The organism is Gordonia sp. N1V (genome assembly GCF_029269935.1).
Taxonomy (GTDB): Bacteria; Actinomycetota; Actinomycetes; order Mycobacteriales; family Mycobacteriaceae; genus Gordonia; species Gordonia polyisoprenivorans.
In genome coordinates this window covers 140,301-152,552 of sequence record NZ_JARJDD010000014.1, presented here as the reverse complement: position 1 = coordinate 152,552, position 12,252 = coordinate 140,301, and the positions used below count along the sequence as shown (strand labels likewise).

The following is a 12,252-nucleotide window of genomic DNA, read 5'->3' as shown; positions in this document are numbered from 1 at the left end:
AGCACCGGCGCAAGCGGTCTCGAGGCTCGCCGCACGCGGCTCGCACCTCGACCATAGGGAAGGGACGCTTGAGTATCGGCGGTGGAAGGGTTCGACCATCGGGGGAAGGGGCAAGCGTCGGGTGAGGGAACCGCGCAACGACCGGGGGAAGGGGTCAAGCGTCGGGTGATGGAACCGCTCGACCATCGGGGGGCGAACATACGAGGTGCCGGCTTCTGCGACGGTAGGATCGGCGCATGTCGAGAGTGCGCCTCAACGGTTCTACGACCCTGCACGACGGTGGTTTTCCGTACAGTTCGACGGTGTCGCCGGGGCCGTTGCTCTTCACGGCCGGGATCAGCCCATTGGATGAGAATGGTGCGGTGATCGCGCCCGATGATGTCGTTGCGCAGGTGCGAGCGTGCCTCGGGAACCTCGCGGCTGTGCTGGGCGAGCAGGGGGCGACGTTCGTTGACGTGGCCAAGCTGACAGTCTATGTGGCAGAACACCTTCAGGCGGATCTGTGTGTCGCATGGGAAGCGGTGAGCGCCGAGTTCGATGTGGTACCGCCGACGATGATGATGGGTGTATCGGTCCTGCCGTACGACGGGCAGGTGGTCGAGGTCGACGCGGTGGCCGCGCCGCCCCAGTCGTGAGCAGGCAGCGGCCATGAGCGTTGCGCGACCCCGCATCACCGATGCCCAACGCCGAAACCGGTTGCTGCGCAGACACTGCCTTGCAGAAGGGCATCACGCGGCATCGGTGGTCGACGCTGCCGCGGCCGTCGTCGGACTGCACGCGACGACGCCGTCGACGGTGTATCTCTCGGCGTGGGCACGGATCGACGGTTTTCGCACCGACACCATGGACGCGGCTCTCTACGGTGACCGCACGATGATCAAGCAACTGGCCATGCGCCGAACACTTTTCGTGTTCCCCGACGGCATCCTTCCCGACGCGGTCGGGGCGATCGGTGCGCGGGTTGCGGGTTCCGAGCGAACCAACATGCTGCGTGATCTTCGCCGCGCCGAGGACGTCGCCGATCCCGAAGAGTGGATCGATGACGCTCGTGCCGCGGTGCTCTCCGCGTTCGCCGACGGCACCACGATGACGTCGGCGGAACTGCGTGCTCGCGTGCCGGAATTCGATCGACAGGTCATCGTCAGCCCGGGCAAGTCATACGGCGGTCCGAGTCCGCTGATTCCGCGAGTTCTCAACATGTGCAGTGCTGCAGGAGAAGTCGTACGCGGTCCCAACAACGGGGGCTGGCACGTGTCGAGGCCGTCGTGGTCGGCGATGGACCGCTGGCTCGGTAGACCGCTCGACGTCCCCGATCCCGCCACCGCGCACACTGCACTCATCCGGCGATGGCTCGCGCGATTCGGTCCGGGTACCGAGACCGACCTCGTCTGGTGGCTGGGATCGACCAAACGCGATGTGCGACAGGCGCTGGCGTCGCTCGACGTCGTCGAGGTCGATCTCGACGACGGCTCCGTCGGATACGTCCTCGCCGACGATCTGCCCGGCGGCCCCGACGACGATCCGCTGCCGCCCGCAGCCCTCCTGTTGCCCGAACTCGACCCGACGACCATGGGTCACAAGGTGCGCGACTTCTATCTCGGCCCGCACGTCGACGCCATCTTCGATCGCAACGGCAACGGGGGTCAGACGGTGTGGTGGGACGGGCGGATCGTCGGCGGCTGGCATCGAGAGGCCGGCACACGGGTAGAGGTCCACCTCTTCGAGACGTTGCCCGCGGCGGCTCGTCGAGCCGTCGCCGCCCGCGCCGACGCCCTGTCCGAGTGGCTCGGTGAGATGCCCTTCCGGCCCGGCTACCCACCGCCCTACCTGCGCGAACTGCGGGCGCGATGAATTCCGGTGCCATCGCCGGTCAGTCTCTGGAGGTCCGCGCACCCACACCGCGCACACCCACACCCAGGAGGTTCCGATGACCGCACCGACCCACCCGGAAGCCGACCGCGGTCTACCGCCCGTTGCCGATGAGGCGACGTGGCGGGCCGCACTCGCCGACCTGCGCCGTCGCGAGAAAGCTGCTACCCGTGAGCTCGACGCCATTGCCGCGCAACGTCGCCGACTGCCGATGGTCGAGGTCGCCGACCACACGCTCACCGGCGCCGACGGCCCGACATCACTGTCGGAGATCTTCGCCGGCAGGTCACAATTGATCACCTACCACCACATGTGGAACGACGGCGCCGAGTACCAATGCCCCGGATGCACGGGATTCACCTCCCAATTCACCCGACTGGAATTCCTCGAGAACTATGACGCGCGCTTCGTGATCGTCACCAACGGTCCGATCGACGAGGCGTTGGCCTACAAGCGGCGAGTCGGTAACCAGATGGAGTGGTTCTCCGCCGCGGGCACCGAGTTCGGTGCCGAGATGGACGCCGCACCCGGAGCCGGCTTCGCGGTCAACGTGTTCATGCGCGACGGGGACCGTGTCTACCGCACCTGGCACACCAACGGCCGGGGCACCGAGCAGCTGAGCCACACCTTCGCATTGATCGACCTGCTCCCTTGGGGACGACAGGAGGTGTGGCAGGACTCCCCGGACGGCTGGCCGCAACGCCCCACCTACTCCGGATGGGCGGGTAGCGAGCAGATCGCCGACAGCTATGGAGAGGGCACGCGATGAGCGCCAACCGCACCCAGCCCGACACCGAGTCGATGACCGTCACGCGTCACGTCGACGCCTCTCCGGAGGCGGTCTTCGCCCTGCTGTGCAACCCGGTCCGACACCAGGAGACCGAACCGACGGACTGGGTGCGCGACGCCATCGACACCGCGCCGATCACCCGGGCCGGACAGATCTTCGCGGTCAACATGTTTCTCGAACAGGCCGGCGGGCACTACGTGATCCACAATCTGGTCGCCGCATACGAACCCGACCGGGTCATCGCGTGGCTGCCCGGGCAGCTCAACGACTCCGGCGACCACGAATCCGGCGGCTGGTGGTGGCGTTACGAGCTCACACCCGACGACGACGGCACCCTGGTGCGGCTCACCTATGACTGGACGAACACGCCGTCGGCCTTTCGCGGGCAGGTCGGCGGCATGCCGCCCTTCGGCCGCGGCTTTCTCGAGCAGTCTCTGGCCAGTCTCGACGCCGCGCTCTCCCGGACCTGAGCGATCGCCCGCAGTCTGCCCCATCGCCGCTGGTCAGGCCTCACAGAAAGCTCCCAGCCGGATGTCAGCCGCATGGCAGACTGAGGGCGGAAGGTGATACACGTGAGCGAAACGGGTCAGGGAGCGAAGGTCCTCGTCGTCGACGACGAGGCGAACATTCGTGAATTGCTATCAGTGTCATTGAAGTTCCAGGGCTACGAGGTGGAGACCGCCGCGGGCGGTCCCGAGGCCATCGACCGATGCCGCAACTTCAAACCCGACGTCCTCATCCTCGACGTGATGATGCCGGGGATGGACGGTTTCGGCCTGTTGCGGCGCCTACGCGCCGACGGGATCTCGGCGCCCGCGCTGTTCCTGTCGGCCAAGGATTCGGTCGAGGACAAGGTCAATGGACTCACCGTCGGCGGCGACGATTACGTCACCAAACCGTTCAGCCTCGAAGAGGTGGTGGCGCGGTTGCAGGTCCTGTTGCGGCGCAGCGGTTTCGACGAGCGGGCCAAGGAGGTCTCGCGCGTCACCTTCGCCGACCTCGAACTCGACGACGAGACCCACGAGGTGTGGAAGGCCGGCAAGCTGATCTCGTTGTCGCCGACCGAGTTCACCCTCCTGCGCTACTTCATGGTCAACGCGGGCACCGTGCTGTCCAAGCCACGCATCCTCGACCACGTCTGGAACTACGACTTCGGGGGCGAGGTCAACGTCGTCGAATCCTATGTCTCCTACCTGCGCCGCAAACTCGATAACGGTGTCACACCGCTGATCCACACCTTGCGTGGCGTCGGATATGTCATGCGGGAGCCGCGGTGAGCCCGAACCCACATGACGCGAACCCACATGACGCTGACCGGACCGATTGCGGCACGGTATCCCCATGAGCGTTCGCACCCGATCGGCGGCGCCGCCGGCCGACCCACCGGCAGGTGCCCCGGCAGCCCCGACGGTGACGAAGGCGGCAAAGATCCGCACACGTGGTGTTCCACTGCGTATTTCGCTGGTCGCGCTCACCATGGTGCTGGTGGCGTTCGGGTTGCTGGTGTCAGGAATCGCGGTGACCTCGGCGATGCGCTCGGATCTGCTCTCGCGCACCGATCAGGGTCTGGTGTCGGCGGTGGGGACCTGGGCCAAACCCCGCAACCCGGACATGGATCAAACGCAGGGCCCGCCCATCGGACCGCGCCGGCCACCATCGTCGTTTTTCGTGATGACCACCCTCAACTCCGGGCAGGTCATCTCCAACGCGAACGATTTCACCCACACCCCTGACCTCAGCGGGCTGCCCGATGGCAACGTCTCGCCGACGACGGTCGGGTCGCAGGACGGTGACGGCCCGCAGTGGCGTGTCATCAAACACATTGGCCCCGACGGGGTTTCCGTGGTGGCCGTGCCGCTCTCCGACGTGAACAAGACCCTGTCACGATTGATGTGGCTGCAGTTCGGCATCGGCGCGGCCGTGGTCGTGGTCCTCGGTGTGCTCAGCTATCTGGTGGTCCGATCGAGCCTGCGGCCACTGCGCCGAGTCGAGGAGACCGCCCACGCGATCGCCGCGGGCAACCTCAACATGCGGGTGGCCCCGGGCCCGCCCAACACCGAGGTCGGTAGCCTCTCCGCCTCGCTCAACACGATGCTCGGCCAGATCCAGCACGCCTTCGCCACGACGGCAGCCTCCGAACAGCAGGCCCGGCATTCCGAGGAGAAGATGCGGCGTTTTGTCGCCGACGCCAGCCACGAACTCCGCACCCCACTGACCTCGATCAAGGGGTTCGCCGAGCTCTATCGGCAGGGCGCGGTCGCCGACCCGGGCGATGCGATGCGCCGGATCGACGACGAGGCCGCCCGCATGAAGCTCCTCGTCGAAGACCTGCTGATGCTGGCACGGCTCGACGCCCACCGGCCCCTCAATTCCGAGCCGGTCGACATGCTGATGCTGGCCGCCGACACCGTGCAGGCCTCGCGTGCCGCCGCCCCCGACCGGGAGATCCGGCTGCAGGTGTCGCCGTCGGACGAACCGCCCGTCGTGCGCGGCGACTCGGCGCGGTTGGTGCAGGTCATCCGCAACCTCGTCAACAACGCCGTCGTCCACACCCCGCCGGAGGCGACGATCACCGTCGGCGTCGGCGTGCTCGACGGGGTCGGCGACGTGCTGGTCACCGTCACCGACACCGGTCAGGGCCTCACCCCCGACGAGCGCTCACACGTCTTCGAACGCTTCTATCGCGGCGACAGTTCGCGATCACGGGGCGAGGGCGGCGGCAGCGGACTGGGCTTGTCGATCGTGGCCGCGCTGGTCGACGCGCAAGGTGGCCGCGTCGGGGTCGACTCGACGCCGGGCGAGGGCGCCTGCTTCTGGGTGCGGCTGCCGCGACTCGCGGACTGACCACACCGTCACCCCCACGTCACCCGGAGTTCGCGGTCCCGTCGCCGTGGTGCGTGATTCTCACACCATGACCACACGATCTGCCGGCACCCCCACCCGACGCGAGTTGCTACGCGCGGCGACGATCGGTGCGCTGGTGCTGCCCACCGGCTCGGTGATGGCCGGCCGCGCGAGTGCCGCACCCACGTCACCGGGTCTGCTGCGTCCGCGCCCACGCCTGACCCACGGGGTGGCCGCGGGCGATCAGAGCGCGAGCGGCGCAGTGGTATGGGCACGCTCGGACTCGCCGGCCCGAATGATCGTGGAGACCTCGGCCACCGAAACCTTTCGCAACACAAGGACTTTCACTGGCCCGCTGCTGACCCCGCTGACCGACGGTACCGGCCGGGTGCGGGTCGCCGGACTCCCGCCGGGGCAGACCGTGCACTACCGGGTCCGCCTCGAAGGCCCCACCGGCGCGGTCGGTGAGCCGGTCACCGGCATGTTCCGCACCGCCCCGGTCACCGCCGGCGACGTGCACTTTCTCTGGTCGGGTGATGTCGTCGGGCAGGGCTGGGGAATCAACCCCGACATCGGGGGCCTCCCCGTCTTCGGGGTGATGGCCGACCGCGCACCGGATTTCTTCATCCACTCCGGCGACGCCATCTACGCCGACAACACCATCGACCCCACCCAGAAGCAGAACAACGGGCAGCTCTACCGCAACGTCACCACACCCGCCAAAGCGCATGTGGCACAAACCGTCGACGACTTCCGCGGCAACTACGCCTACAACCTGACCGACGGAAACTACCGGCGATTCGCCGCGAGCGTCGGCCAGCTCATCCAGTGGGATGACCACGAGGTACTCAACAATTGGTACCCGGGGGAAAACCTGACCGGCCAGAAACGAGACGGTTACACCCAGACCGACGTCAACACCCTGGCCCGCAACGCGCGGCAGGCCTGGCGCGAATGGCAGCCGGTCTCCGAGGCCACCGGAAACCGGTTGTACCGCAAGGTCTCCCACGGTCCGCTGCTCGACGTCTTCCTACTCGACATGCGCACCTACAAGGACCCGAATCCGGCCAACTGGTCGACCACCGACGACGGCGGCATCCTCGGTGCCGAACAGACGCGCTGGCTCATCGACTCGCTGCGATCGTCGAGGGCGACCTGGAAGGTGATCGCCAACGACCTGCCGATCAGCATCGTCGTTCCTGACGCGCTGTCCGATCCACGTCACGGTCCGAAGTCGATGGAGGCGGTGGCACAAGGAGATCCGGGCGCGCCCCGCGGGCGGGAGATCGCCTTCTCGAAGGTGTTATCGCAAACCAAGAACGTCACCGGCAAGGTGTTCCTGACCGCCGACGTCCACTACACCGCGGCCATCTCCTACGAGCCCGACCGCGCGTCCTTCCGCGATTTCTCCCCGTTCTGGGAGTTCGTCAGCGGACCCCTGCACGCCGGCGCGTTCCCGGTCAGCCCGCTCGACGCCACGTTCGGCCCGCGTTACGAGTACGTCCACGCCCCGCAGAAGGCCAACACCTCACCGGCGGAAGGCTTTCAGCACTTCGGGGAGGTCCGCATCGCCAAGGACACCAAGGTCCTCACCGTCGACCTCTGCGACTCACGCGGACAGGTGTTGTACACCAAGGAGTTGACGCCCTGACTCCGACGCGCGCCGACGAGCTGATCGGGTGCGCTCAGATCAGCCGGCGCAACCGCGCGAACTCGGTGACGTCGGCGCGGAAACGGTCGAGGGTGACCAAGGTGTACATGCCGTCGATCTGTCGGTCCACCCATAGCTGGTGGATGCGTCGCAGATCGGCCTGGCGGGACTTCCAGCCGATCCCGTCGATCACCGCGAGGACCAGCTGCCGCGGCAACCGCACCTCGGCCATCTCCTCGATCTCCCGGACCGCGTCGGTGAGTTTGGAGCCGGTCGAATCGAAACCCTTTGCCGCGACCACGATGTCGGGTGCGTTCGGGTCGCCGACGATCAGATCGGCCGGTGCGGTGCGTCCGTTGCGGCCGGAGAACCGGGAGCGGGTCACGTAGTCGAGGCCCAGATCGCGGGCGATGTCCTCGATGTGGTCCTCGATGCGGCGGCCCGACGCACCCGCGCGTGTTGCGGTCAATCGGGTGCCGGCGCGGGCGACGAGGATGTCGGCGAAGGTGTAGGTGCGGTCCATCTGGGCGGTGAGCATGCGCACCAGGTCGAACTCCTCGTCGAGCCACGTGATCAACTCGACGGGCCGCTGCCGTGCCAGACCGTGCCACCCGGAGGTGTCGAACCGGTCGCGCAGAACGTTTTTCAGCTTCTCCTGCGACAGCCCGATGGCCAGACCCAGCACCGGGACATCACCGGGATTCTCCCGTACCCACGCCGCGAGACCGGCGACGTCGGTGACCATCAGCTCACCGAGTCCGGCGGTGGCTGCCGCGATGTGCTCGGCCTCGGGTGTCGACGCCGTCGGGTCGACGTGAGAGGTCAAGCGTCCCAGCGTCTTCAGGTACTCGTCGAAGTCGGGCGCGTGGGCCATCGGCTCGGTGGTCCCGCTCAGTCCCGACCGATGAACAAGAACTCGCTGACGTCACGCCGCGCCGCCGCGGCATGGGTGCCGAAGCTGTACTTGTGGTCGATCGCGATGACCTCTACATGTGGCTTGACCTTGCCGAGTAGATCGACGATGCGATCGGGGCCGGGGAGTGCGTTGGACGAGTACGACAGCACGATCGCGCCGGCATCGGTGAAGTGGTCGAAGGTCCGCACCAACGCGTCGTCGATGGAGTGTTTGTAGGCGAACGGGGTGTACCGCTTGGGCAGCTTCTTGGTCTTGGTGTTCTCCATGATGGTCATGCCCTGCCAGTAGGCCGACAGCCCTTCGAGGAAGTGGTAGCGCTTGATGTAGTCGTTGTCGTCGGTCGGCGGGGCGTACGGCGGATCGAGGTACACCAGGTCCGGCGCACCCCCGAGGACTCCGGTGGCGTCGAGATCGAAGACGTCGCCGCACGAACTGTGATGCCGTGAGCCATTGCTGAACACGGTCGCGTTGTAGTCGGCCGCGGCCCGCAGCCGGAAGTGGTCGCGCAGCGTCATCTGCAGATCACGGCGTCCGTCGGCATATCGGCTGGAATCGGTGAAGGTGAACACCCCGCGCGGTTGCTTGCGCGCCGCGGACAACACCAGCGCCGAGATCGCCAGATCCCGCCGATAGCCCCGCAGTCGGTCGATGTGCGACCACGCCGAATCCAGGAACGCGCGATCGGCCGCGTCGAAGTACAGCCCGTCGAAGGTAGAGGAGATGAAATCCCGGTCGTCGGCGGGCGGACCGCAGATCTCCTCGATGAGGTCGGCCTCGAGCCGCACCGACGAGTTGACCACGGTGGCGCGGGTGATGACGTGCGGGAAGTTGAGGAAATCGTTGGTGGCCACCGTGAATCCCTGCGCCTTGAGCAGGTAGGACACGACGCCCGACCCGGAGAACGCATCGACGGCGGTGCTGCCGCCGATCTCGGCGAAGGTGCGCTCGAGATGTGGCAGCAGACGGTACTTGGAGCCCATGTACCGCAACCGCGGAAAGCGCTGCGCGGCGGCGACGATGTCGGTGGAGGCGACACGTCGAGACGATGCGGTGGGGGACTCGGCGCGACTCACAGCAGCAAGGATGTCACGGGCCCCCGACAGTGTGTCGCCAACACGGCGGTTGGCCGACACGGCGGTGAACATCTTGGCTGCGCCCGGGCCCCCGCGGCCGGGCCGCACCCTAGACTGAGGTGCATGTCGTCGGTTTTCACGAAGATCATCAACGGAGAGCTACCCGGTCGATTCGTCTGGCAGGACGGACAAGCCGTGGCGTTCCTGACCATCGAGCCGGTCACCCCCGGGCACCTGCTGGTGGTACCCCGCAAAGAGGTCGATCACTGGGAGCAGATGGACACCGCCTCCTTCACCCATCTCACCGACGTCGCGCAGAAGGTCGGGCGTGCGGTCAAGGAGGCGTTCGACGCTCCGCGGATGGGACTGCTGATCGCCGGCCTCGAGGTGCCGCACGTGCACATCCACGTCTTCCCGGCGCTGAGCATGGAGACCTTCGACCTGTCCAACGCCCGCAAGGACATCACCCCCGCAGAACTCGACGCCGATGCCGAGAAGATCCGGGACGCGCTGCGTTCGACGGGCTACAGCGAGTACGTGAACGACTGACACGCGTGCCCGGACCCTCTCACGGGTTCCGGGTCACTGGGCTCCGGCGTCGGCACCCCCGTCCGAGGTCGAGCTCTGTGTTGCCATCTTGTAGGTCATGTACGCCGCGCCTGCCAAGCACGCGCCGATGATGAGTCCCGCTGCTGCTCCCATGGTGTTCTCCTTGTCGGTCGGCCCACCTCCGGTGGGCCGGTGGATGTCCTGGAGTGGACCCACTCACCATCGCCGGACGGCGCCCGCGGCGAACGCGTAGCGCACTACCCGAATTGCCGGACTCCACCGATCAGTCGACAGGTAATCGCGCCGCCCCCTCACACCGTCCGATGGATCAGCAGTGGCAGCACCGTGGTCGCGCCCGCATCGCGTAAAGCGCTCGCGGCCAATGTGATCGGCCAACCCGACCGGGACTCGTCGACGACCAGCAGCACCGCCCGGCCCGCCACCTCGGCCGGTGGCTCGCCGAGCCGGGCCTGCCAGAACGCGGCCTCGGTGGCACCGGGAGCGTCCCGGGGTGGCCCGTCTCCCATCTGTACGGGCATCGCAACGCCCTCACGTTTGCCGACCGAGCACAGGTGCGCGGCGAGATCGGTGGCCAGGGTGGTGCCGGTCAGACGCAGCGAACAGATGAGATCCGGCCGGATACCGGACTCGCGTCCCCACGCCGACAGCGTCGCCACCGCCGCATCGCCGAGGTCGGCGAGCGCCTGCGCATCGTGATCGCGTGCGGCAGAGAGCAACTCCGACCACTCCGGTGCGTCGGCGTGCGCGAGTACCCGGCCGGGTTCGGCCAGACGTGTGGCGGGAATCCGGCCGCGGCCGACCTCACCGCCCGGCCACATCTTGCGGGGCTCGAGGACCTGTGCGGCCCGCCGTAGCGAGACCGTCACCGAGCGGACCACCGCCGGATCGACGGCGTCGTCGAGTGGCTCGGTGAGGTGGCCGAGACATACCGAACAACGGCCGCACGCCCCGGCGTCCGGGTCGTCGAGCGACTCGGTGAGCAGCTGCATCAGGCAGCGTCGCGAGGAGATGTAGTCGCGCATGATGTCGGCCTCGCGGCGGCGGACCGCGAGCACACCGTCGTAGTGCGCGGCGTCGAAAGACCACGGCCGACCGGTCGTCGACCAGCCGTCGGAGCCGCGTTCGGTGGCGCCGTCGACGGCGAGTTGCTTGAGCATCAACTCGATTCGGCCCCGCCGTACACCCGTTTGCGCCTCGAGTGCGACAACGCTCATCGGCTCGTCGGCCTCGCCGAGCACGTCGAGGACCACCTGCATGCGCTTGGGGTCGGGGATGGTCGCGGTGGCGAAATGCTCCCAGATCGCGTCGTCGGTGGCCGAGGCGAGCAGCATCACCACGGCCTCGTCGAGCGCACGCCCGGCGCGACCGACCTGCTGGTAGTAGGAAACCGGCGACGGCGGTGACCCGACGTGCACCACGAAACCGAGGTCGGGTTTGTCGTAACCCATGCCCAGCGCCGAGGTGGCCACGAGTGCCTTGACGTCGTTGCGCAGCAACGCGTCCTCGAGCTGATGGCGGTGATCGGCGTCGAGCTGTCCGGTGTAGGCGGCGACCGGGAAGTCGTCACCATGGACCGCTCGGATCGCGCCGACGAGCCGGTCGGCATCGGCGACGGTGAGGACGTAGACGATCCCCGACCCCGGCAACTCCGGGAGATGCTGTGCCACCCACGCGTACCGCTGGATGGGGGAGAGGCCGTCGATCACATTCAGGTGCAGCGACTTTCGTGCCAGCGAACCGCGCAGCACCAAGGTCTGTGTACCGGCGCCACCACCTGCGCTCAACTGCGCCGCGACGTCGGCGGTGACCCGCTCGTTGGCGGTGGCCGTGGTCGCCAGCACCGGCGTGTCCGGGTTGAGCGTCCGCAGGACATCGGCGACGCGCCGATAGTCCGGCCGGAAATCGTGCCCCCAGTCGGAGATCGCATGCGCCTCGTCAATGACGAGAAGGCCCAGCCGCCCGGCCATCGCGTCGAGCACGCGACGCCCGAACCCCGGATTGGCCAGCCGCTCCGGTGACACCAACAGCACATCGAGATCGTCGGCGCGCAATGACGCCTCGATCTCGCTCCACTCCGACACATTCGACGAGTTCAGCGTCGCCGCGCGCAGACCGGCCCGCTCGGCCGCCGACACCTGATCGCGCATCAACGACAACAGCGGCGAGACGATCAGCGTCGCGCCGTGCCGACGCTGCCGCAGGATGGCCGTCGCCGCCCAGTACACCGCGGACTTGCCCCATCCGGTGGCCTGCACGACCAGCACCCGCGCGGCCGCAACCGTGGTCAGCCCCGCGATCGCCTCGAGCTGATCATCGCGCAGCGCGGCGCCCGGCCCGGCGAGGCTGGTGATGACCGCTTGCGCGGCCGCGAGATCCGGCGAGTTCAGTGTCTGGGTGCCCGACATGGGCCCAATCTATCGTCCTGCGCCGACAACGCCCTGACCTGCGCAGATCAGGCATCGCGGGCGCGGTGGGCAGGAGGTGTCAGCTCACAGGTAACTGGCAGGTCGAGCGCAGAGTGGGGTCAGCCGGGGCCGCG

Annotated in this window: 11 protein-coding genes; 8 read left to right on the top strand and 3 right to left on the bottom strand. The window is 67.6% G+C overall.

The features are described 5' to 3' along the window. Nucleotides 1-236: 236 nt before the first annotated feature. From P3L18_RS18480 to P3L18_RS18450, 7 genes are all read left to right on the top strand, one after another. A complete protein-coding gene (locus tag P3L18_RS18480; protein ID WP_276114879.1) occupies nucleotides 237-635 on the top strand; it encodes a RidA family protein in 399 nt (132 codons plus the stop codon). Nucleotides 636-648: 13 nt separating this feature from the next. After that, nucleotides 649-1,851 carry a winged helix DNA-binding domain-containing protein gene (locus P3L18_RS18475; protein ID WP_276114878.1) on the top strand — a complete coding sequence of 401 codons (1,203 nt, stop codon included), beginning with the start codon at nucleotides 649-651 and terminating at the stop codon, nucleotides 1,849-1,851. Between the two features lie 76 nt (nucleotides 1,852-1,927). Then, complete coding sequence (locus P3L18_RS18470) at nucleotides 1,928-2,638, top strand: DUF899 family protein (RefSeq protein WP_079930586.1); 711 nt, start codon at nucleotides 1,928-1,930, stop codon at nucleotides 2,636-2,638. After that, nucleotides 2,635-3,129, top strand: coding sequence for an SRPBCC family protein (locus tag P3L18_RS18465; protein WP_276114877.1), 495 nt, complete (start codon nucleotides 2,635-2,637; stop codon nucleotides 3,127-3,129). Before P3L18_RS18470 ends, P3L18_RS18465 begins: the two co-directional genes overlap by 4 nt. Nucleotides 3,130-3,231: 102 nt before the next feature. Beyond that, complete coding sequence (locus P3L18_RS18460) at nucleotides 3,232-3,936, top strand: response regulator transcription factor (RefSeq protein ID WP_276114876.1); 705 nt, start codon at nucleotides 3,232-3,234, stop codon at nucleotides 3,934-3,936. A 64-nt stretch (nucleotides 3,937-4,000) separates the two neighbouring features. Then, nucleotides 4,001-5,503 (top strand): HAMP domain-containing sensor histidine kinase, encoded by a 1,503-nt coding sequence (locus P3L18_RS18455; RefSeq protein WP_276114875.1) that lies wholly within the window; start codon nucleotides 4,001-4,003, stop codon nucleotides 5,501-5,503. A 67-nt stretch (nucleotides 5,504-5,570) separates the two neighbouring features. Continuing rightward, entirely contained in the window at nucleotides 5,571-7,154 is a 1,584-nt protein-coding gene (locus P3L18_RS18450) for an alkaline phosphatase D family protein (RefSeq protein ID WP_276114874.1), read from the top strand. 34 nt (nucleotides 7,155-7,188) lie between these two features. Here P3L18_RS18450 and P3L18_RS18445 read toward each other — a convergent pair whose 3' ends face one another. Both P3L18_RS18445 and P3L18_RS18440 read right to left on the bottom strand, forming a co-directional pair. After that, nucleotides 7,189-8,028, bottom strand: a complete 840-nt coding sequence (locus tag P3L18_RS18445; protein WP_079928659.1) for a hypothetical protein — start codon at nucleotides 8,026-8,028, stop codon at nucleotides 7,189-7,191. 17 nt (nucleotides 8,029-8,045) lie between these two features. Further along, nucleotides 8,046-9,050 (bottom strand): DNA adenine methylase, encoded by a 1,005-nt coding sequence (locus P3L18_RS18440; RefSeq protein ID WP_211545202.1) that lies wholly within the window; start codon nucleotides 9,048-9,050, stop codon nucleotides 8,046-8,048. Nucleotides 9,051-9,266: 216 nt separating this feature from the next. Between P3L18_RS18440 and P3L18_RS18435 the strand changes: the two genes are divergently transcribed. Then, nucleotides 9,267-9,692, top strand: a complete 426-nt coding sequence (locus P3L18_RS18435) for an HIT family protein (protein ID WP_079928662.1) — start codon at nucleotides 9,267-9,269, stop codon at nucleotides 9,690-9,692. Nucleotides 9,693-10,003: 311 nt separating this feature from the next. Here the strand turns inward: P3L18_RS18435 and P3L18_RS18430 are convergent, their stop codons facing one another. Further along, nucleotides 10,004-12,118, bottom strand: a complete 2,115-nt coding sequence (locus tag P3L18_RS18430; RefSeq protein ID WP_276114873.1) for a DEAD/DEAH box helicase — start codon at nucleotides 12,116-12,118, stop codon at nucleotides 10,004-10,006. Between the last annotated feature and the right edge of the window lie 134 nt (nucleotides 12,119-12,252).

Bases quoted from the DNA above. Each gene is read 5' to 3' on its own strand.
- P3L18_RS18480 (WP_276114879.1), top strand. From the start codon at position 237: ATGTCGAGAGTGCGCCTCAACGGTTCTACGACCCTGCACGACGGTGGT.
- P3L18_RS18475 (WP_276114878.1), top strand. From the start codon at position 649: ATGAGCGTTGCGCGACCCCGCATCACCGATGCCCAACGCCGAAACCGG.
- P3L18_RS18470 (WP_079930586.1), top strand. From the start codon at position 1,928: ATGACCGCACCGACCCACCCGGAAGCCGACCGCGGTCTACCGCCCGTT.
- P3L18_RS18465 (WP_276114877.1), top strand. From the start codon at position 2,635: ATGAGCGCCAACCGCACCCAGCCCGACACCGAGTCGATGACCGTCACG.
- P3L18_RS18455 (WP_276114875.1), top strand. From the start codon at position 4,001: ATGAGCGTTCGCACCCGATCGGCGGCGCCGCCGGCCGACCCACCGGCA.
- P3L18_RS18450 (WP_276114874.1), top strand. From the start codon at position 5,571: ATGACCACACGATCTGCCGGCACCCCCACCCGACGCGAGTTGCTACGC.
- P3L18_RS18445 (WP_079928659.1), bottom strand. From the start codon at position 8,028: ATGGCCCACGCGCCCGACTTCGACGAGTACCTGAAGACGCTGGGACGC.
- P3L18_RS18440 (WP_211545202.1), bottom strand. From the start codon at position 9,050: ATGGGCTCCAAGTACCGTCTGCTGCCACATCTCGAGCGCACCTTCGCC.
- P3L18_RS18435 (WP_079928662.1), top strand. From the start codon at position 9,267: ATGTCGTCGGTTTTCACGAAGATCATCAACGGAGAGCTACCCGGTCGA.
- P3L18_RS18430 (WP_276114873.1), bottom strand. From the start codon at position 12,118: ATGTCGGGCACCCAGACACTGAACTCGCCGGATCTCGCGGCCGCGCAA.